At 68.4% G+C, this 20,696-nt stretch carries 16 protein-coding genes and 1 tRNA gene; 14 read left to right on the top strand and 3 right to left on the bottom strand.

The features are described from left to right. Positions 1 to 2 precede the first annotated feature (2 nt). The 9 genes from trpC (at position 3) to BN2660_RS13980 (ending at position 13,113) form a co-directional block, all read left to right on the top strand. On the top strand, positions 3 to 776 hold the full coding sequence (trpC, locus tag BN2660_RS14020) for an indole-3-glycerol phosphate synthase TrpC (protein ID WP_176697219.1): 774 nt from the start codon (positions 3 to 5) through the stop codon (positions 774 to 776). Then, the gene (trpB, locus tag BN2660_RS14015; protein ID WP_091233275.1) at positions 773 to 2,041 is read left to right on the top strand and encodes a tryptophan synthase subunit beta; all 1,269 of its coding nucleotides are present in this window, start codon (positions 773 to 775) and stop codon (positions 2,039 to 2,041) included. The genes trpC and trpB overlap by 4 nt, the downstream gene beginning before the upstream one ends. After that, the gene (trpA, locus tag BN2660_RS14010) at positions 2,038 to 2,841 is read left to right on the top strand and encodes a tryptophan synthase subunit alpha (RefSeq protein ID WP_091233271.1); all 804 of its coding nucleotides are present in this window, start codon (positions 2,038 to 2,040) and stop codon (positions 2,839 to 2,841) included. The genes trpB and trpA overlap by 4 nt, the downstream gene beginning before the upstream one ends. A 10-nt stretch (positions 2,842 to 2,851) precedes the next feature. Then, the gene (lgt, locus tag BN2660_RS14005; RefSeq protein ID WP_091233268.1) at positions 2,852 to 3,880 is read left to right on the top strand and encodes a prolipoprotein diacylglyceryl transferase; all 1,029 of its coding nucleotides are present in this window, start codon (positions 2,852 to 2,854) and stop codon (positions 3,878 to 3,880) included. 135 nt (positions 3,881 to 4,015) lie between these two features. Beyond that, complete coding sequence (gene gltB, locus BN2660_RS14000; protein ID WP_091233264.1) at positions 4,016 to 8,539, top strand: glutamate synthase large subunit; 4,524 nt, start codon at positions 4,016 to 4,018, stop codon at positions 8,537 to 8,539. Next, a complete protein-coding gene (locus BN2660_RS13995) occupies positions 8,532 to 9,998 on the top strand; it encodes a glutamate synthase subunit beta (protein ID WP_091233261.1) in 1,467 nt (488 codons plus the stop codon). The genes gltB and BN2660_RS13995 overlap by 8 nt, the downstream gene beginning before the upstream one ends. Before the next feature lie 55 nt (positions 9,999 to 10,053). Next, positions 10,054 to 11,505 (top strand): pyruvate kinase, encoded by a 1,452-nt coding sequence (gene pyk / locus BN2660_RS13990; RefSeq protein WP_091233258.1) that lies wholly within the window; start codon positions 10,054 to 10,056, stop codon positions 11,503 to 11,505. Positions 11,506 to 11,653: 148 nt separating this feature from the next. Further along, entirely contained in the window at positions 11,654 to 12,457 is an 804-nt protein-coding gene (locus BN2660_RS13985; RefSeq protein WP_091233727.1) for an alpha/beta fold hydrolase, read from the top strand. Next, positions 12,451 to 13,113, top strand: coding sequence for an esterase/lipase family protein (locus BN2660_RS13980; RefSeq protein ID WP_176697218.1), 663 nt, complete (start codon positions 12,451 to 12,453; stop codon positions 13,111 to 13,113). The genes BN2660_RS13985 and BN2660_RS13980 overlap by 7 nt, the downstream gene beginning before the upstream one ends. A gap of 4 nt (positions 13,114 to 13,117) precedes the next feature. On the opposite strand, the gene BN2660_RS13975 is transcribed toward BN2660_RS13980, so the two are convergent. Further along, on the bottom strand, positions 13,118 to 13,330 hold the full coding sequence (locus BN2660_RS13975; RefSeq protein ID WP_091233255.1) for a hypervirulence associated TUDOR domain-containing protein: 213 nt from the start codon (positions 13,328 to 13,330) through the stop codon (positions 13,118 to 13,120). A 61-nt stretch (positions 13,331 to 13,391) separates the two neighbouring features. Then, positions 13,392 to 13,477: transfer RNA gene (locus BN2660_RS13970), tRNA-Leu, on the bottom strand. 102 nt (positions 13,478 to 13,579) lie between these two features. Here BN2660_RS13970 and BN2660_RS13965 point away from each other — a divergent pair. Further along, complete coding sequence (locus BN2660_RS13965) at positions 13,580 to 14,197, top strand: ANTAR domain-containing response regulator (RefSeq protein WP_025103469.1); 618 nt, start codon at positions 13,580 to 13,582, stop codon at positions 14,195 to 14,197. 3 nt (positions 14,198 to 14,200) lie between these two features. Further along, complete coding sequence (locus tag BN2660_RS13960; RefSeq protein WP_091233252.1) at positions 14,201 to 14,764, top strand: GNAT family N-acetyltransferase; 564 nt, start codon at positions 14,201 to 14,203, stop codon at positions 14,762 to 14,764. Here the strand turns inward: BN2660_RS13960 and BN2660_RS13955 are convergent. Next, a complete protein-coding gene (locus BN2660_RS13955) occupies positions 14,739 to 15,167 on the bottom strand; it encodes a hotdog fold thioesterase (RefSeq protein ID WP_091233249.1) in 429 nt (142 codons plus the stop codon). The genes BN2660_RS13960 and BN2660_RS13955 overlap by 26 nt on opposite strands. 44 nt (positions 15,168 to 15,211) lie before the next feature. Here BN2660_RS13955 and polA point away from each other — a divergent pair, with 44 nt between their 5' ends. Genes polA through BN2660_RS13940 form a run of 3 tightly spaced genes read left to right on the top strand, consistent with a single transcriptional unit; the run spans position 15,212 to position 20,668 of the window. Further along, on the top strand, positions 15,212 to 17,845 hold the full coding sequence (gene polA, locus BN2660_RS13950) for a DNA polymerase I (RefSeq protein WP_176697200.1): 2,634 nt from the start codon (positions 15,212 to 15,214) through the stop codon (positions 17,843 to 17,845). A gap of 57 nt (positions 17,846 to 17,902) precedes the next feature. After that, positions 17,903 to 19,579 carry a DUF885 domain-containing protein gene (locus BN2660_RS13945; protein ID WP_091233243.1) on the top strand — a complete coding sequence of 559 codons (1,677 nt, stop codon included), beginning with the start codon at positions 17,903 to 17,905 and terminating at the stop codon, positions 19,577 to 19,579. Positions 19,580 to 19,633: 54 nt separating this feature from the next. After that, entirely contained in the window at positions 19,634 to 20,668 is a 1,035-nt protein-coding gene (locus BN2660_RS13940; protein ID WP_091233240.1) for an LLM class flavin-dependent oxidoreductase, read from the top strand. Positions 20,669 to 20,696 lie beyond the last annotated feature (28 nt).

Here is a 20,696-nt window from a genome sequence, read left to right as displayed (position 1 = left end):
TGGTGCTCGCCGACCTCACGGCCGGCGCAGTCGCAGACGCTGAGCGTCGCGCTCTCACCCGGCCGCTGGCCGAGGTGGAACGCGACGCTCTCGCGCGCCCCGCCGCCCGAGACGCCCTCGCTTTCCTCGCTCCCGCCGAACGCGTGAAGATCATCGCCGAGGTCAAGCGCGCGAGCCCGTCGCGCGGCGCCCTCGCCGAGATCCCCGATCCGGCTCACCAGGCATCGTTGTACGAGACCGGGGGAGCGTCAGCGATCAGTGTCCTCACCGAGGAGCGCCGCTTCGGCGGAAGCCTCGCCGACCTCGAGGCCGTCACGGCCCGGGTCTCGCTCCCCGTGCTCCGCAAGGACTTCATCGCCACCCGCTACCAGGTGCTCGAGGCCCGCGCCGCCGGCGCCGACCTGGTGCTCCTGATCGTCGCCGGGCTCGAGCCCGCTGTCCTGCGGGATCTCTTCGGCTTCATCGCGGAACTGGGCATGACCCCTCTCGTCGAGACGCACTCGGCAGATGAGCTCGAGGTCGCGATCGACCTCGGCGCGCCGCTCATCGGGGTCAACGCCCGTGATCTGAAGACCCTCGAGCTCGACCGCGACCTCTTCGGGCGCCTGGTCGACCGCATCCCCGACTCGGCCGTGAAGATCGCCGAGTCCGCGGTGCTCACCCCCGCAGACGTGGCGCACTATCGTTCCGCGGGCGCGGACGTCGTCCTGATCGGTGAGGCGCTCGTCACGGGCGACCCCGTCGCCACTTTGAAGAGCTTCCTGGAGGTCTCGTGAGCCTGCGCGATCAGCACGGCCCCCTGTTCGGCGACTACGGCGGACGCTACATGCCGGAATCGCTCATCGCAGCGATCGACGAGCTCTCGGCCGCGTACGCCGAGGCGATCGTCGATCCGGCCTTCCGCGACGAGCTGGCGTCGCTCCTCAGCTCGTATGCGGGTCGTCCGTCGCCGCTGACCGAGGTGGCGCGCTTCGCGGAGCACGCCGGGGGAGCGCGCGTCTTCCTGAAGCGCGAGGACCTCAACCATACGGGATCCCACAAGATCAACAACGTGCTGGGCCAGGCGCTGCTGACCAAGCGCCTCGGCAAGACCCGTGTGATCGCCGAGACCGGAGCCGGGCAGCACGGTGTCGCCACGGCGACGGCCGCCGCCCTGTTCGGACTCGACTGCACGATCTACATGGGCGAGGTCGACACCGAACGCCAGGCGCTCAACGTGGCTCGGATGCGCCTGCTCGGCGCCGAGGTCGTCGCGGTCACGTCGGGTTCCCGCACCCTGAAGGACGCCATCAACGACGCGTACCGGGACTGGGTCGCCTCGGTCGAGACCACCAACTACATCTTCGGCACGGCAGCAGGCCCCCACCCGTTCCCGGCGATGGTGCGCGACTTCCAGAAGATCATCGGCGAAGAGGCGCGTCAGCAGCTGCTCGACGAGGTCGGACGCCTGCCCGATGCGGTCATCGCGTGCGTCGGCGGCGGATCGAACGCCATCGGCATGTTCGACGCGTTCCTGGACGACGAGGGCGTGAAGCTCTACGGCGTCGAGGCCGCCGGTGACGGCGTGGACACCCCGAAGCATGCCGCGTCGATCGAGCGCGGTCGCCCCGGCATCCTGCACGGAGCGAAGACCTACGTCCTCCAGGACGAAGACGGTCAGACCGTCGAGTCCCACTCGATCTCTGCCGGGCTCGACTACCCGGGCGTGGGTCCCGAGCACTCCTGGCTCGCCGACATCGGCCGTGCGGACTACATCCCGGCCACCGACGACGAGGCGATGCAAGCGCTGCGCCTGCTCAGCCGCACGGAGGGCATCATCCCGGCGATCGAGTCGGCGCATGCTCTCGCCGGGGCGCTGCGTCTTGGACGGGAGCTCGGGCCGGATGCCGTGCTCGCGGTCTGCCTGTCGGGTCGTGGGGACAAGGACATGGACACTGCCGCCCGCTACTTCGATCTCTACGACGCCGAGGCGCTCGAGCACGACGTGACCGAGGAATCCGCCGAAGAGGAAGCGGCGTCGAAGGGGGAGCCGCAGCTATGAGCCGCGTCGAACAGGCCATCCGCAAGGCCGAGGCCGCGGGTCGCAGCGCGTTCGTCGGCTACCTGCCCGTCGGGTTCCCCGACCTCGACACGAGCATCCATGCCGCGATCGCCCTCGCAGAGAACGGCGTCGACATCATCGAGCTCGGCCCGCCCTACAGCGACCCGGTCATGGACGGTGCGGTGATCCAGGAGGCGACGACAGCCGCGCTCGCGAACGGCTTCAAGATGAAGGATCTGTTCACCGCGGTGCGCGCGATCACCGAGGCCACCGACGTGCCCGTCCTCGTCATGACCTATTGGAACCCCGTGTTCCAGTACGGAGTCGATCGATACGCCGACGATCTCCTCGCCGCCGGTGGGGCAGGACTCATCACGCCGGACATCACACCCGAGGTCGCGGGCGAATGGATCGCCGCCAGTGAGCGCACCGGCCTCGATCGCGTCTTTCTCGCGGCCCCGACCTCGTCGGACGAGCGTCTGAAGCTCGTCGTCGAATCGTCGACCGGGTTCGTCTACACCGTCTCCACGATGGGCATCACGGGCGAGCGCGCCGAGCTCGACCGTGCCGCTCGCACGCTCGTCGCCCGGCTCCGCGAGCAGGGCGCCACGCGCGCCTGCGTCGGCATCGGCATCTCCACCGCCGAGCAGATCGCCGGCGTCTCGGAGTACGCCGACGGTGCCATCGTCGGCACCGCGCTCGTCCGAGCCCTCCGCGACGGCGGCATCCCCGCTCTCGCGGAGGTCACCCGCACCCTGGCCGTCGGCACGTCGTCGGCGCGCCCCGTACACGAGAACTAGAATCGCACTCATGTCCCTCGCGCTCCACAGCACCTTCAGCGGCGTGCTCGCCAGCATCCCCAGCCCGCCGGTCTCGTACATCGATCTCGGTCCGCTGCGCATCCACTTCTACGCGCTGTGCATCATCGCCGGCATCATCGCCGCGGTCCTGCTGACGAACCACCGTCTGACGCGGCGTGGGGCCGAGCCGTGGGTCGTGATCGACATCTCCATCCTCGCGGTGCCGCTCGCGATCATCGGTGCGCGCATCTTCCACGTGCTCACCCACCCGGGCTTCTACTTCGGCGAGGGCAAGAACACCTGGAACCCCTTCGAGCCCGGATCCGTGTGGGCGATCTGGGAGGGCGGCATCGCCATCTTCGGCGCCCTCATCGGCGGCGCGGTGGGCGCGTACCTCGGCTGCCGCTGGACCGGCATCCGCTTCTGGACCTTCGCCGACGCCCTCGCGCCTGGACTCCTGCTCGCCCAGGCCATGGGCCGCTTCGGCAATTGGTTCAACAAGGAGCTCTATGGGCTCCCGACGGATCTGCCCTGGGGCCTTGAGATCCCGTCCGACAACCTCGCCTTCCCCCCGGGCCTTCCCGAGGGCACGCTGTTCCACCCGACGTTCCTCTACGAGGTCATCTGGAACGGTCTCGGCGTCATCGTCCTGCTGTGGCTGAGCCGCAAGGCGACCGCCCTGCAGTGGGGTCGCCTGTTCGCGATCTACCTCATCTGGTACAGCGCCGGCCGCGTCGTCTGGGAGTCGATCCGCATCGATCCGAGTGAGATCATCCTGGGCCTGCGCAGCAACGTCTGGGCCGCGATCATCGGCATCGTCGTGGGCCTCGTCATCCTCGTCGTGCAGTCGCGTCGCCACCCCGGACTCGAGCCTTCGCCGTACCAGCCCGGGCGCGGACGGAAGGATCTGGACGCTGATGTAGAATCGCAGAACAATCCCTCCGACTTCGTGGACCTGAGTGAGCCTCCGTCCGATGAAGTCGCCGCAGGAGCCAGCGCCACAAGCACCGCTCCCACGGACACCGAAGGCTCCCGATAGCCGATCGGTCCGTGCGGACCCCATCGCATCCACCCGGCCAATGACGCCCCCGGGTCATCCGAAGATCTGAGGACGGTACTGGTGTATTTTCAGCCTCCCTACGGCGCCTCCGGCGCCTACCCGCCGAAGCAGGGCATGTACAACCCGGCGTTCGAGAAGGACGCCTGCGGCCTCGCCATGGTCGCGACCCTGCGTGGCGAAGCAGGCCACGACATCATCGCGCTGGCGCTCGAAGCGCTGCGCAACCTCGAGCACCGCGGTGCGATCGGCTCGGATGCCGGCACCGGAGACGGTGCGGGCATCCTGACGCAGATGCCGGATGCGTTCCTGCGGGCCGTGGTCGAGTTCGAGCTCCCGCCGGTCGGCGAGTACGCCGCCGGGTTGGCGTTCCTCCCACGCGACTCGAGCCAGCGCCGGCAGCAGAAGGCCGGCATCGAGAAGATCGCCCGCGCCGAGGGACTCCGCGTCCTCGGATGGCGCGAGGTCCCCACCGTCAACGAGCACCTCGGCAAGCTCGCAGACGAGGCGCGCCCGGCCTTCGAGCAGCTCTTCGTGAGCGCCGGGGGAGCGACGCACGCCGACGCCCCGCTCACCGGGATCGCGCTCGACCGCGTCGCCTATCGGCTGCGCAAGCGCGCGGGTCATGAACTCGGCGCCTACTTCGTGTCGCTGTCCGCCAGGACCCTCGGTTACAAGGGCATGGTCACGACGCTGCAGCTCGAGCCGTTCTACCCCGATCTGCAGGACGAGCGGTTCATGTCCGAGCTCGCGGTCGTGCACTCGCGCTACTCGACCAACACGTTCCCGTCGTGGCCGCTGGCGCAGCCGCTGCGGATGCTCGCCCACAACGGCGAGATCAACACCGTGGGCGGCAATCGCAACTGGATGCGCGCGCGCCAGTCGCAGCTCGAGTCCGAGCTGCTCGGTGACGTCGCACCGCTGCTGCCGATCTGCACCGACGGCGCGAGCGACTCGGCATCCTTCGACGAGGTGCTCGAGCTCCTGACCCTCACCGGCCGCAGCCTGCCCCACGCCATCATGATGATGGTGCCCGAGGCGTACGAGAAGCAGTCGGACATCTCGCCGGAGCTGCGTTCGTTCTACGAGTACCACTCGAACCAGATGGAGCCGTGGGACGGCCCGGCTGCGCTGATCTTCACCGACGGCACGCTGGTCGGTGCCACGCTCGACCGCAACGGCCTGCGCCCCGGGCGCTGGACCGAGACGACCGACGGACTCATCGTCATCGGATCAGAGACGGGCGTCCTCACGTTCGAGCCCGAGCGCATCAAGCGTCGCGGACGCCTGATGCCGGGCAAGATGTTCCTCGTCGACACGGCGCAGCGACGCATCATCGAGGACGAGGAGATCAAGCACGACCTCGCGACCCTGCACCCGTGGCAGGAATGGCTGGATGCCGGGTCGGTGCGTCTCGCGGATCTTCCCGAGCGCGAGCACATCGTGCATCCGCCCGCATCGATCACTCGTCGTCAGCGCACCTTCGGCTACACCGAGGAGGAAGTCCGCATCCTGCTGACCCCGATGGGTCAGAACGGCATGGAGCCCCTCGGCGCCATGGGCTCGGACACGCCGATCGCCGTCCTCAGCAAGCGCCCCCGCCTGCTCTTCGACTACTTCACGCAGCAGTTCGCGCAGGTCACCAACCCGCCGCTCGACTCGATCCGCGAAGAGGTCGTCACCAGCCTGAAGCTCGGTCTCGGTCCCGAGAGCAACCTGCTGTCGTGGGGCCCCGACCACACGCGCACGGTGTCGCTCGACTTCCCGGTCATCGACAACGACGAGCTTGCGAAGATCCGCCACATCGACAAGGCCCTGCCCGATCGCTCGAGCGTGACCATCAAGGGCCTCTACCACTTCGACGCCGGCTCCAACACGCTCGAGCAGCGCCTCAGCGAGATGTGCGACGAGGTCGACGAGGCCATCGCCCAGGGCGCGGAGTTCATCATCCTGTCGGACCGCGACTCCAACAAGGACCTGACCCCGATCCCGTCGCTTCTCATGGTGTCGGCGATCCACCACCACCTCATCCGGCGTGAGAACCGCATGAAGGTGGGCCTGATCGTCGAGGCAGGCGACGTCCGCGAGGTGCACCACGTCGCGACGCTGATCGGCTACGGCGCGTCGGCGATCAACCCGTACCTCGCGATGGAGACCGTCGAGCACCTCGTCCGCACCGGCTACATCACGGGGATCAGCCCTGAGAAGGCCGTCAAGAACCTGATCTACGCGCTCGGCAAGGGCGTGCTGAAGATCATGTCCAAGATGGGCATCTCGACCGTGTCGTCGTATGCGGGAGCCCAGGTCTTCGAGGCCGTCGGCCTCAGCGACGAGTTCATCGACAAGTACTTCACCCGCACCGAGTCGAAGCTCGGCGGCATCGGGATCGAGGAGATCTTCCGCGAGAACCAGGCGCGTCACGACTACGCCTACCCCGAGGACGCCGCGGCCCGTGCGCACGAGCGCCTGTGGTCCGGCGGCGAGTACCAGTGGCGCCGCGACGGCTCCCCGCACCTCTTCAGCCCCGAGACCGTGTTCAAGCTCCAGCACTCCACTCGGGAGCGTCGTTACGACCTCTTCCGCGAGTACACGAAGCTCGTGGACGATCAGGCATCGGAGCTGAAGACGCTGCGCGGACTGTTCAAGCTCCGCACGGGGACGCGCAAACCGGTGCCGCTCGATGAGGTTGAGCCGGTCTCGTCGATCGTCAAGCGCTTCTCGACGGGGGCGATGAGCTACGGCTCCATCTCCCGCGAAGCGCACGAGACCCTCGCGATCGCCATGAACCGGATCGGCGGGAAGTCGAACACCGGTGAGGGTGGCGAGGACGCGGACCGTCTCGTGGATCCCGAGCGCCGCAGCTCCATCAAGCAGGTCGCGTCCGGTCGATTCGGCGTCACGAGCCTCTACCTCACCGAGGCGGACGACATCCAGATCAAGCTCGCTCAGGGCGCCAAGCCGGGCGAGGGCGGTCAGCTGCCGCCCCAGAAGGTGTACCCGTGGGTCGCGCGGACACGCGGAGGGACGCCGGGCGTGGGTCTCATCTCTCCGCCCCCGCACCACGACATCTACTCGATCGAGGATCTCAAACAGCTCATCTTCGACCTGAAGCGTGCGAATCCCGACGCTCGCATCCACACGAAGCTCGTCAGCCAGTCGGGCATCGGCGCGGTCTCGGCGGGTGTTGCCAAGGCTCTCAGCGACGTCATCCTCGTCTCGGGACACGACGGCGGCACCGGTGCGAGCCCTCTCAACTCGCTCAAGCATGCGGGCACCCCGTGGGAGCTGGGCCTCGCCGAGACCCAGCAGACGCTCATGCTCAACGGCATGCGCGACCGCGTGGTGGTGCAGGTCGACGGCCAGCTCAAGACCGGTCGAGACGTCGTCATCGGCGCCCTGCTCGGAGCCGAGGAGTTCGGCTTCGCCACGGCGCCGTTGGTCGTGAGCGGCTGCATCATGATGCGCGTCTGCCACCTCGACACCTGCCCCGTGGGGGTCGCCACGCAGAACCCCGCACTGCGGGAGCGCTTCACCGGCAAGCCGGAGTTCGTCGTCAACTTCATGGAGTTCATCGCCGAGGAGGTGCGCGAACTCCTCGCCGAGCTCGGATTCCGCTCGATCGACGAGATCGTCGGTCGTGCCGAGCTCATCGAGGTCGACGCCGCCGTGGAGCACTGGAAGGCGGAGGGACTCGACCTGAGCCCCGTGCTCGACGGGCCGGCGTTCCCCGCAGGGGAGCCGCGCCGCAGCCGCCGGACGCAGGATCACGAGCTCGAGAAGCACTTCGACGTCCAGCTCATCGACATCGCCAAGGGCGCGCTCCTCAACGGGGAGCCCGTGGTCGTCGAGCTGCCCATCGCGAACACCGAGCGCGCCGTCGGCACCATGCTCGGGCACCAGGTCACCTCACGACACGGAGCGGCGGGGCTTCCTCGGGGAACCATCGACGTCACGCTGCACGGCACGGCCGGGCAGTCGCTCGGTGCCTTCCTCCCTTCGGGGATCGTGCTGCGCCTCGAGGGCGACGCGAACGACTACGTGGGCAAGGGGCTCTCCGGCGGCGACATCTCGATCAGGCCGGCGCGCGGAGCGCGGATCGCTCCGCAGGAGAACGTCATCGCGGGCAACGTGATCGGATACGGCGCGACCGCCGGGACGATGTTCCTGTCGGGCGTGGTCGGCGAGCGGTTCCTGGTGCGCAACTCCGGTGCGACCGCGGTGGTCGAGGGTGTGGGCGACCACGCGCTCGAGTACATGACCGGAGGCGTCGCGGTGATCCTCGGCTCGACCGGTCGCAACCTCGGCGCGGGTATGTCCGGGGGAGTGGCGTACATCCGCAACCTCGAGACCGGCAAGGTCAACGCGCAGTCCCTGGGCAGCGGCGAGCTCATGCTCGAGCCGCTCGACCGCGCCGACCTCGAAGTGCTGCGCAGCCTGATCGCGGAGCACGTGGAGCGCACGGGCTCACCGCTCGGCGCCGACATCCTGGCCGGATTCGATGACATCGCCGGTCAGTTCACGAAGGTGCTTCCGCGGGACTATGCCGCAGTGCGCAACATGCGCGAGGAAGCAGTCGCCGAGGGGATAGACCCTGACGGCGACATCGTCTGGAACCGCATCCTGGAGGTGACCGGTGGCTGATCCCAAAGGTTTTCTGAAGGTCACAGAGCGTGAGCTTCCCAAGCGACGCCCCGTGCCGGTCCGCATCATGGACTGGAAGGAGGTGTACGAGCCCGGTGACCAGGCCGTGCTCCGCCGTCAGGCAGGCCGTTGCATGGACTGCGGCGTGCCGTTCTGCCACTCCGGATGCCCGCTGGGCAACCTGATCCCCGAGTGGAATGACCTCACGTGGCGCGGCGAGGGCCGCGCTGCGATCGACCGCCTGCACGCCACGAACAACTTCCCGGAGTTCACGGGACGTCTGTGCCCCGCCCCGTGCGAGAGCGCCTGCGTCCTGGGCATCAACCAGCCCCCGGTCACGATCAAGCAGATCGAGGTGTCGATCATCGACGAGGCGTTCGCGAAGGGCTGGGTCGAACCGCAGCCTCCCGCGCGCCTCACCGGCAAGACCGTCGCCGTCGTGGGCTCCGGCCCTGCAGGCCTCGCGGCCGCGCAGCAGCTCACCCGTGCGGGACACACCGTCGCGGTCTTCGAGCGCGATGACCGCATCGGCGGGCTGCTGCGCTACGGCATCCCCGACTTCAAGATGGAGAAGGGGCAGCTCGAGTCGCGCCTCCGTCAGATGCAGGAGGAGGGCACGCGGTTCCGGGCGGGCGTCACGATCGGCAAGGACATCTCCTGGGCGGACCTCCGCGCGCGGTACGACGCCGTCGTGATCGCGACCGGATCCACGGTGCCCCGCGAACTCGCGATCCCCGGTCGGGATCTCGACGGGGTGCACTTCGCGATGGAGTACCTCGTCGAGTCCAACCACGCCGTCGCCGGCGACAAGGTCACCGACCAGATCACCGCCGAGGGCAAGCACGTCATCGTCATCGGCGGCGGCGACACCGGAGCCGACTGCATCGGGACGGCCCACCGTCAGGGCGCGCTCAGCGTGACGAACCTCGCCATCGGCAAGCAGCCGGGAACGGACCGTCCCGGTCACCAGCCCTGGCCGATGATGCCGACCGTCTTCGAGGTGCAGTCCGCGCACGAAGAGGGCGGCGAGCGGGTGTTCCTCGCGTCCACGGTCGAGTTCCTCTCGAACGAGGTCGGCGAGGTCCGCGCGCTGCGCGTGGCCGAGACCGAGTACATCGACGGCCGACGCGTCCCGAAGAGCGGCACCGAGCGGGAGATCCCCGCAGACCTGGTGCTCATCGCGATGGGCTTCACGGGTCCCGAGCAGGACGGATTCACCGAGGACACGCGTCCGCAGGTGACCGACCGCGGGGCCTTCCAGCGCGACTCGTCCTACGAGTCCACGATCCCCGGCGTGTTCGTCGCGGGCGACGCCGGCCGTGGTCAGTCGCTCATCGTCTGGGCGATCGCCGAGGGCCGTGCGGCCGCGGCGAACGTCGATCGCTTCCTCATGGGGGAGACCGTGCTGCCCGAGCCGGTGCGTCCCCACGATGTCGCGATCGGCCTTCAGCCCGCGTAGGCTGAGCCCGGCATCGTCGCCCTGATTTCTATCCCCCTCTACCCTGGAGAATCTGTTGAGACGCGCGAAAATCGTCGCCACCCTGGGCCCTGCAACTTCCACCTATGAGACCGTGCGTGCACTGATCGACGCGGGTGTGGATGTCGCTCGCCTGAACCTCAGCCACGGCGACTACTCCGTGCACGAGAACAACTACGCGAACGTCCGCCGCGCCGCCGACGACGCAGGCCGCGCCGTCGCCATCCTGGTCGACCTGCAGGGCCCGAAGATCCGTCTCGGCAAGTTCGAGGCCGGTCCCTACGAGCTCGCCGAAGGCGACATCTTCAAGATCACGACCGAGGACATCATCGGCAACAAGGACATCTGCGGAACGACCTTCAAGGGTCTGCCGCAGGACGTCAAGCCCGGCGACTTCCTGCTCATCGACGACGGCAAGGTCCGCGTCGAGGTCGTCGAGACCGACGGTGTCACCGTCACGACGCGCGTGATCGTCGCCGGAGCGGTGTCGAACAACAAGGGCATCAACCTGCCCGGCGTCGCGGTCAACGTACCCGCTCTGAGTGAGAAGGACGAGGACGACCTCCGCTGGGGCCTCCGCACCGGCGCCGACCTCATCGCTCTCTCCTTCGTGCGCAACGCCGAGGACGTCACCCGGGTTCACGAGATCATGGCCGAGGAGGGCGTGCGCGTCCCCGTCATCGCCAAGGTCGAGAAGCCTCAGGCCGTCGACGCGCTCGAGGGTATCGTCGACGCGTTCGACGGCATCATGGTCGCACGTGGCGATCTGGGTGTGGAGCTTCCGCTCGAGGCCGTACCGATCGTCCAGAAGCGCGCGGTCGAGCTCGCCCGCCGCAACGCGAAGCCGGTCATCGTCGCGACGCAGATGCTCGAGTCGATGATCAACAGCCCGGTCCCGACGCGCGCCGAGACCTCCGACGTCGCGAACGCCGTGCTGGACGGCGCGGACGCGGTCATGCTCTCGGGCGAGACCAGCGTCGGCGACTACCCGGTCGTCGTGGTCGAGACCATGGCGCGGATCATCGAGTCGACCGAGGAGCACGGGCTGGAGCGCATCGCGCCGCTGACCACGAAGCCCCGTACCCAGGGCGGTGCGATCACTCTCGCCGCCCTCGAGGTCGCCGAGTTCGTCGATGCCAAGTTCCTGTGCGTGTTCACCCAGTCGGGCGACTCCGCCCGCCGTCTGTCGCGTCTGCGTTCGCGTATCCCGATGCTCGCGTTCACCCCGGAGCCCGACATCCGTCGGCGCATGGCGCTGACCTGGGGCATCCGTTCGACGCTCGTCGACATGGTGCAGCACACCGACCTCATGTACCTCCAGGTCGACGACTACCTGCTCAAGAGCGGCCTGGCCGCCGAGGGCGACAAGGTCGTCGTGATCTCCGGTTCCCCTCCCGGAATCGTCGGGTCGACCAACGACATCCGCGTCCACAAGGTCGGCGACGCTGTGAACGGCGCAGCGCCCATCTACAAGGAAGCGACCGTCTGATCGGACGGTGCGTCAGAAGGGGCGGGACTTCGGTCCCGCCCCTTCTGCGTGCCCGCGGACGTGCGGTTCATGATGGTCAACTGGGGCGGCGAGAGGGTGCTGTCAACCCGGTCCTCCCGATCGCGGAGCCGACGATAGGGTGGCGCGCATGAGCACACTGCGCAGGCGGATCGTCGTCGGCGGTCACGCCGTCCGTCTGCACGAGAGCGGCGTGACCGGACCGTCGGACGCCGTGACCTATCTGCTCGTTCACGGCGTCGGCATGTCCCATCGATACCTGCGTCCGCTCCACGAGGCTCTGCCCCAGAGCGCACGGCTGATCTCGGTGGATCTGCCGGGTTTCGGCGGGTTGCCGAAGCCCGTCGACGACCTCGACGTCCCGACGATGGGGCGGCTACTGGGAGAGCTGCTCGGGCTGCTCGGCGTCAGCCGCTGCATCCTCGTCGGACACTCCATGGGGGTGCAGTGGGCGATCGAGGCGGCGAGGTCGGCGCCCGACCGCGTCGCGGGCGTCGTTCTCATCGGGCCGGTCGTCGACGAGCGTCATCGCACGCTCGTCGCCCAGAGTCGCGCCCTCGCGGTCGACACGCTCGGCGAGTCGCCCGCTGCGAACGCCGTCGTCTTCACGGACTACGTGCGATGCGGCATCCGGTGGTATCTGCGTCAGGCGCGCCACATGGTGGCGTACCCCACCGAGGATGGGATCGTGCGCCTCTCCGCGCCGGTGCTCATCATCCGCGGCGGGGACGATCCGGTCGCCGGACCGGCCTGGTGCCGACGTCTGCGGTCCCTCGTGGACGGCGCTCTCGTGGAGCTGCCAGGTCAACAGCACAACGTGCAGTACTCGGCACCGGAGGCGGTGGCCGCCGCGATCGAGGGTCATGTGGCCACGATCAGCGCAGGTGCGGTGTCGCCGCGCGACGAACGGAGGAGTCCGGCATCGACATCGTGAGAGCGGCGGGCTGGTGGCTCGCCGATTACGCGTACGCGGCGTACTGGCAGACGAGGGCGACACTGGACCGGACCGACGCACAGGCGTTCCGCACCGGTGACGGGGTGCCGGTGGTGATCATCCCGGGCGTCTACGAGACCTGGCGCTTCATGCAGCCTCTCATCACGACGCTGCACGCACGGGGCCACCCCGTCTTCGTCGTCGACAAGCTACGGCACAACAGAAGGCCGGTCCCGGAGGCGGCAGCGGTCGTCGCGGCGTTCCTCGAATCGGAGGATCTCGACGACGTGGTGCTGGTAGCGCACAGCAAGGGCGGACTCGCCGGCAAGCTGGTGATGAGCGGGGCTGCCGGAGCGCGGGTCAGGGCGATGGTCGCCGTCGCGACGCCGTTCGGCGGATCCCGCTACGCCCGACTGTTCCTCATCCCGTCGATCCGATCGTTCTCGCCCTCCGACCCAGGCATCCTCGAGCTGGCTCGCAACGTCGCCGTGAACGAGCGGATCGTCTCGATCTTCGGCCAGTTCGATCCGCACATCCCTGAGAGCAGCGAGCTCGACGGGGCGAGGAAGAACGTGCGCCTCGACACCGGGGGGCACTTCCGGGTCCTCGCGGATCCCCGCGTGATCGCCGAGGTCGTCGCGGTGGCGGAGGAATGACGCGTCAGGACTTCAGTCTGCGCAGCGCCGCCCCTCGATGCGCGGCCTGGTCGCCGGACTTCTCCGACTCGACGATGTACGACGGCTCCTCATCGGATGCCGTGAAGTGCCGTCCCGCGAAGGTGAAGTCCCGGGTCTTGCGTTCGACCACCTTGCCCCGGGTCCGGCCCTGGGAGGTGTTCCAACTGACGCGGTCGCCGATCGAGATGTCTGTCATGCGGGCGAGCCTAGGCGCACTCTCATCGGAGTGGCGCGGGGGTTGACGACGTCTCGATCACTGGTGCCGGCGGTGGGACTCGAACCCACACGCCCTTTCGGACAAAGCATTTTGAGTGCTCCGCGTCTGCCATTCCGCCACGCCGGCTCGTGTGTCGCGCCTTCGACTGTATCGCAGAGCAGGACCGGACGAGGGCCACGCGCGGAGCACCTCAGAGTCCTCCGAGCCGCTCTCCACTAGGATGGTGGTGTGACCGAGCAAGAACAGGCTGAGCAGCCCACGGCATCCGCACCCCGACGCGTCGTCGTCGCCGAAGACGAATCGCTGATCCGTCTCGACATCGTCGAGATCCTCCGCGACAACGGCTTCGATGTCGTCGGCGAGGCCGGCGACGGCGAGACCGCCGTCGCGCTGGCGACCGAGCTGCGTCCCGACCTCGTCATCATGGACGTCAAGATGCCGCAGCTCGACGGCATCAGCGCCGCCGAGAAGCTCCACAAGGGCAACATCGCGCCGGTCGTGCTCCTGACCGCCTTCAGCCAGAAGGAGCTCGTCGAGCGGGCCAGCGAAGCAGGCGCCCTCGCCTACGTCGTGAAGCCGTTCACCCCGAACGACCTGCTTCCGGCGATCGAGATCGCGCTGGCGCGTCACGAGCAGATCATCACGCTCGAGGCCGAGGTCGCCGACATGGTCGAGCGCTTCGAGACACGCAAGCTCGTCGACCGCGCCAAGGGGCTGCTGAACGAGAAGATGGGCCTTTCCGAGCCCGAGGCCTTCCGCTGGATCCAGAAGGCGTCGATGGACCGTCGCCTCACGATGCAGGACGTCGCGAAGGCGATCATCGAGCAGCTGGCACCGAAGAAGTAGTCCGTGCTGCCGCTCGACGCGGATCACACACTTCGACTCGTGCGTGCCGGCGACGGCGCGGAACTTGCGCGCGCGTACCTCGAGAACCGTGAGCACCTGGCTCCCTGGGAACCGCTGCGTGACGAGGACTTCTTCACCGACGCGTGGCAGGAACGGCACGTGTCCCACTGTCTGGCGGATGCCGCTGACGGGCGCGGCGCGCGCTTCGTGATCGAGTCCTCGGACGGTCGCATCCGCGGGCGGATGAATCTCAACAACATCGTCCGCGGCGCGTTCCGGAGCGCCGACCTCGGGTACTGGGTCGACCGCACCCGACTCCGCCGCGGTCTCGCGTCACGGGGCGTCGCCCAGGTCGCCGCCTACGCGCGCCGGGAGATCGGACTCCATCGTCTGCAGGCCGCGACGCTGATGCACAACACGGCCTCGCAGCGCGTGCTGACGAGCGCGGGGTTCGAACGCATCGGGACTGCGCCGCGCTACCTGCACATCGCAGGGGAGTGGCAGGACCATCTGCTCTTCCAGCTGCTGCTGGAGGAGCCGCTCAGCTCGCCGCGGGAGCGTCCTTGATCATGTTGGTGATCCGGATCGTCGAGCATCGGCGGCCCTGATCGTCGGTGACCACGATCTCGTGCACCGTGATGCTGCGTCCGAGGTGCACCGGCGTGCACACGCCGGTCACGACCCCGGAAGTGGCCGACCGCGTGTGCGTGGCGTTGATGTCGACGCCGACCGCGAGCCGTCCGGGCCCCGCGTGAAGGTTGGCCGACATGGAACCGAGCGATTCGCCGAGGACGACGTAGGCGCCTCCGTGCATGAGGCCGACGGGCTGGGTGTTGCCCTCGACGGGCATGGTCGCGACGCTGCGCTCGACGCTGAATTCGACGAACTTCAGCCCCATCTTCTCGGCGAGAGCGCCCATCCCACGGGCGGTCGCCCAGTCGAGTCCGGGATCGGTCGTGGTCTCGCTCATGGCTCTCCTCAGCGGGTGTCAGTGGTCCTCGTTAGGCTGACAGGGTGACGGACTCCGCAAAGCCTACCCTCATGGTCGTCGACGGCCACTCGCTCGCCTATCGCGCCTTCTTCGCCCTCCCGGTGGAGAACTTCACCACGAAGGACAACCAGCACACGAACGCCATCTACGGCTTCCTGTCGATGCTGGTCAATCTCATCAAGGCCGAGCAGCCGACGCACATGGCGATCGCCTTCGACACCTCCCGCCACTCGTTCCGCACCGACGAGTATCCCGAGTACAAGGCGACCCGATCTGAGACGCCGCAGGAATTCCGCGGGCAGATCCCTCTCCTGCAGGACTGCCTCGCCGCGATGTCGATCCCGGTTCTGACGAAGGAGGGCATCGAGGCCGACGACATCCTCGCGACGCTCTCGACTCAGGGCGCCGAGCAGGGCTACGACGTCCTCGTCGTCTCCGGCGACCGTGACACGATCCAGCTCGTCACCGACGACATCACGCTCCTGTACCCGAACGTCCAGGGTGTCTCGCAGCTCAAGCGCTACGACCCCACGACGGTGCAGGAGCGGTACGGCGTCCGTCCCGAGCAGTATCCCGACATCGCCGCGCTCGTCGGTGAGACCAGCGACAACCTGCCGGGCGTCCCGAAGGTGGGGGAGAAGACCGCGGTCAAGTGGCTCACCCAGTTCGGTACCCTCGACGAGCTGCTCGACCGGGCAGACGAGATCAAGGGCGTGGTGGGCGGCAACCTCCGCGATCACATCGAAGACGTGCGACGCAACCGCAAGCTGAACCGCCTGCTGCGCGACGTCGAGCTGCCGGTCGCGCCCGACGATCTCGTCGTCACCCCGATCGACGCCCAGGCCGTGCGCGACATCTTCGCGCGTCTGGAGTTCCGCACCCTTCTTCCGCGTGTCTTCGAAGCCGTCGGCGCGGGGGAGGTCGCCGACGATCCCGCTGCCGTCGTCGAGATGCCGGTGCCCGTGCAGGCGACACCGGCCGAATTCGTGGCCTGGGCTATGGGCCAGCAGGCAGACGTCGCACTCCGCGTGCTGACCCAGGGCGGGGTGCCGACACGTCTGGGCGCGGCGACCGATTCTGAGCTGCGCGAGCTCGACTGGAACGACGAGGCCGCGTCGACACTGCGCGACTGGCTCGAATCCGACAGCCCGAAGGTCCTGCACGACGCGAAGCCGCAGGTGAAGGCACTGCTGCGGCTCGGCATCCGCTTCGGCGGCCTCGCCTACGACACCAGCCTGGCCGGCTGGCTGCTGCGACCGAGCTTTCCCGACAAGACGCTCGGAGACCTCGTCGAGCGCTACCTCGGCGAGAAGCTCCCCGAGGCCGACCCCTCCCAGCTGGTCCCCGAGACCGAGGGTGCCACGCCGTCGCAGGAGGCGTGGTTCGCGCTCCGTGTGGCCGGGGCGCTGCGCGACGACATCCCCGAGTCCGTGGCCGCCGTGCTCACCGACATCGAGCTGCCCACGCTGCTCACCCTCGCCGACATGGAGGTCGCGGGGGTCGCCGTCTCTCATGAGATCCTCTCGACGTTCTCCGGTGAGCTCGCGACGCGGGCCGACGCGCTCGCTCAGGACGCGTTCGGAATCGTCGGACGCGAGTTCAACCTCGGTTCGCCGAAGCAGCTGCAGGAGGTCCTCTTCGACGACCTTCAGCTGCCGAAGACACGCAAGACGAAGACCGGCTACTCCACGGATGCCGCGGTGCTGGCCGACCTCCAGGAGTCGCACCCGCATCCGTTCCTCGGTCTGCTGCTGCAGCACCGAGAGGCGACGAAGCTGCGTCAGATCATCGAGTCGCTCGACACGGCGATCGGCGCCGACCACCGTGTGCGCACGACCTACGTGCAGACGGGAAGCCAGACGGGACGCCTGTCGAGCACCGACCCGAACCTCCAGAACATCCCGGTGCGCACGGAGGAGTCGCGGCGCATCCGCAGCGCGTTCCAGGTCGGGGAGGGCTACGAGTCGTTGCTCACCGCGGACTACTCGCAGATCGAGATGCGGATCATGGCCCACCTCTCCGGTGACGAGGGGCTCATCGAGGCGTTCAACAGCGGAGAGGACCTGCATCGGTTCGTCGGCGCGCGGGTCTTCGGCGTGGGCCCCAGCGAGGTCACCGCGGCCATGCGCACCAAGGTCAAGGCCATGTCCTACGGCCTTGTCTACGGGCTGTCGGCGTTCGGCCTCTCGAAGCAGCTGCGCATCGAGCAGTCGGAGGCCAAGCAGCTCATGGTCGAGTACTTCGCCCGCTTCGGCGCGGTGCGAGACTACCTGCGGGCATCGGTGATGAAGGCCAAGGAAGTCGGCTACACCGAGACGATCTTCGGCCGCCGGCGGCCCTTCCCCGACCTCGCGAGCCCCAACCGCGTGCTCCGGGAGAACGCGGAGCGCGCCGCGCTCAACGCCCCCATCCAGGGCAGTGCCGCCGACATCATGAAGATCGCTCTGCTGCACATCCACGACGACCTGCGCACGGAGGGTCTCGCATCCCGCGTGCTGCTTCAGATCCATGATGAGCTCGTGGTCGAGGTCGCTCCGGGGGAGTGGGACGCGGCCGAGCGCATCGTGCGGTCGCGCATGGGCGATGCCGCCGATCTCTCGGTGCCGCTCGACGTGCAGGTCGGGCGCGGCCACGACTGGAACGAGGCCGCGCACTGACCGCATCCTCCCCATCGGTCCATGTGCTGCGTCGATGGGGCGGGCTACGCTGGAGGGATGACCTCATCTCCGCGTACCCCCTCCGCCATCGACAAGGTCGCCGATGAATGGGTCGACACCATCGCGGTGCTCGCACCCACCCTCGGCACGTACATCGGTCGTGACGAGGTCAATGACCGGTTCGGTGACCTGAGCCCGGCGGGGCACGACGAGATCGCAGCCGCGACCCGGTCGACCCTCGCCGCGCTCTCCGCCCTCGAGCCGGTCGACGCGATCGACGAGGTGACGAAGGCCGACCTCTCCGCCGAGCTCAGCCTCGACCTCGAACTGCATGAGGCGCAGTGGCATCTGCGCGACCTGAACGTCATCGCCTCGGCCGCGCAGGACGTGCGCTCCGCCTTCGACCTCATGCCCACGGCATCCGCCGACGACTGGTCGGTGATCGCCACGCGCCTGGCCGCCGTGCCGGATGCGCTGCGCGGGTACACCGAGACGCTGCGGGCGGGCATCGCGGCCGGCGTCACCCCGGCGCGACGCCAGGTGGTCGAGGTGGCGACCCAGATCGACCGCTACACAGCGGACGACGGGTTCTTCGCCGCCTTCGTCGCCGATGCCGGCCCGGAGGACGGCAACCTGCCGGCATCGCTCGCTCGGACGCTCGCCGACAACTCGGCTGCCGCTCGCGTGGCGTACGACGAGCTCCGCCGCTTCCTCGCGGAGGAGCTCGCTCCGGCGGCCGGCGAGGTCGACGCGGTCGGCCGCGAGCTGTATGCGCTGAACTCGCGCCGCTTCCTCGGGGCGACGATCGACCTCGACGAGACGTACGAGTGGGGACGCGAGGAGCTCGAGCGCATGGTCGCCGAGCAGACCTCCATCGCGCACGAGATCCTTCCGGGATCCTCGGTCGAGGAGGCCGTCGCCCATCTCGAGGCGGATCCCGCCCGCAAGCTCGTCGGCACCGACGCGCTGCAGCAGTGGATGCAGGAGACGAGCGACCGTGCGGTCGCCGAACTCGGCGCGACGCACTTCGACATCCCCGAGGCCATCCGCACGCTCGAGTGCATGATCGCCCCGACGCAGGAAGGCGGGATCTACTACACGGGTCCTACGGACGACTTCTCGCGTCCCGGACGCATGTGGTGGTCGGTCCCCGAGGGGGTCACCGAGTTCGACACCTGGCGGGAACTCACGACGGTCTACCACGAGGGCGTGCCCGGGCATCACCTGCAGATCGCGCAGGCCGTCTACAACCGCGCCGAGCTGAACTCCTGGCGCCGTCTGCTCGCGGGCACCTCGGGACACGCCGAGGGATGGGCGCTCTACGCCGAACGCCTGATGCAGCAGCTCGGCTACCTCGATGATCCGGCCGACCGGCTCGGCATGCTCGACGGTCAGCGGATGCGCGCGGCTCGCGTCGTCCTCGACATCGGCGTCCACCTCGGAAAGCCGCGTCTCGACGGCGAGGGCGTGTGGGATGCGGACTACGCACTGGCGTTCATGCGCAAGAACGTGAACATGTCCGATCAGTTCGTCCAGTTCGAGGTCAATCGCTACCTCGGCTGGCCCGGACAGGCTCCGTCGTACAAGGTCGGCCAGCGCATCTGGGAGCAGGTGAGGGACGCCTATCAGGCGGAGCGAGGCGCGGACTTCGACATCAAGGAGTTCCACAAGCGCGCGCTCGACATGGGCGGCGTCGGCCTCGACACCCTGCGAACGGCCCTCCTGGCCCGCTGAGGGAATTCGTCCGGCCCGACCGGTGTTCATTCACTCGAATAGAAAGAGGCGGACATGGACATCGAGTTCGGGCTGGACACCTTCGGCGACATCACGCGAGGCGGTGACGGTGAGCTGCTCTCGGCGGCGCAGACGATCCGCAATGTCGTCGATCAGGCGGAGATGGCCGACAGAGTCGGCGTCGACTTCTTCGGAGTGGGGGAGCATCACCGCAAGGAGTTCGCCGTGTCCGCTCCCGAGATGGTCCTCGCGACGATCGCGGGTCGTACCGAGCGCATCCGTCTCGGCACCGCGGTCACCGTGCTCTCCTCCGACGACCCCGTCCGCGTGTTCGAGCGGTTCTCCACGCTCGACGCCCTGTCGAACGGACGTGCCGAGGTCGTGCTGGGACGCGGCTCGTTCATCGAGTCGTTCCCGCTGTTCGGCTACGACCTCCGCGACTACGACGCGCTGTTCGAGCAGAAGCTCGCGCTCTTCGTCGAGCTCCTGAAGGAGGAGCCGGTCACCTGGTCCGGCAGCATGCGCGCCTCCCTGGACCGCGCGGACGTGTTCCCCAAGACCGAGCAGGGTCTGCGGACCTGGGTCGGCGTCGGCGGGAGCCCCGAGTCGGTCGTCCGCGTCGCGCGTCACGGCCTCGGTCTGATGCTCGCCATCATCGGCGGTCCGGCTGGACGCTTCCGTCAGTTCGTCGACCTCTACCACCGGTCGGTGGCATCGTTCGGCACGCCGTCGCATCCGATCGCGGTGCACTCGCCCGGACACATCGCCGACACGGACGAGGAGGCGTGGGAGGCCGCGTACTCCGGGTTCGAGGCGATGAACAACACCATCGGCCGAGAGCGCGGGTGGCCCCCGTACAGCCGTGCGCGGTTCCAGAACGACGTCGGCCCGGCGGGCGCACTCTACGTCGGTTCGCCCGATCGTGTGGCGGCCAAGATCGCGGACACGGTGACGACGCTCGACCTCGGCCGATTCGACCTCAAGTACGCCACCGGCACGCTCTCGCACGAGGCGATGGTGCGCAGCATCGAGCTGTACGGCTCCGAGGTCATCCCGCGGGTGCGGAGGCTCCTCGCCGACCGGGACTGACCCGGGGTCAGGGCGTCACGTAGCTGAG

The organism is Microbacterium sp. 3J1 (genome assembly GCF_001049495.1).
GTDB lineage: Bacteria > Actinomycetota > Actinomycetes > Actinomycetales > Microbacteriaceae > Microbacterium.
This window is presented reverse-complemented; position numbering and strand designations above follow the sequence as displayed.

What these genes read in the sequence shown, in the direction of transcription:
- BN2660_RS13985 (WP_091233727.1), top strand. Translation starts at nt 11,654, where the DNA reads ATGAGCACACTGCGCAGGCGGATCGTCGTCGGCGGTCACGCCGTCCGT.
- BN2660_RS13975 (WP_091233255.1), bottom strand. Translation starts at nt 13,330, where the DNA reads ATGACAGACATCTCGATCGGCGACCGCGTCAGTTGGAACACCTCCCAG.
- BN2660_RS13945 (WP_091233243.1), top strand. Translation starts at nt 17,903, where the DNA reads ATGACCTCATCTCCGCGTACCCCCTCCGCCATCGACAAGGTCGCCGAT.
- BN2660_RS13940 (WP_091233240.1), top strand. Translation starts at nt 19,634, where the DNA reads ATGGACATCGAGTTCGGGCTGGACACCTTCGGCGACATCACGCGAGGC.
- gltB (WP_091233264.1), top strand. Translation starts at nt 4,016, where the DNA reads ATGTACAACCCGGCGTTCGAGAAGGACGCCTGCGGCCTCGCCATGGTC.
- BN2660_RS13955 (WP_091233249.1), bottom strand. Translation starts at nt 15,167, where the DNA reads ATGAGCGAGACCACGACCGATCCCGGACTCGACTGGGCGACCGCCCGT.
- lgt (WP_091233268.1), top strand. Translation starts at nt 2,852, where the DNA reads ATGTCCCTCGCGCTCCACAGCACCTTCAGCGGCGTGCTCGCCAGCATC.
- trpA (WP_091233271.1), top strand. Translation starts at nt 2,038, where the DNA reads ATGAGCCGCGTCGAACAGGCCATCCGCAAGGCCGAGGCCGCGGGTCGC.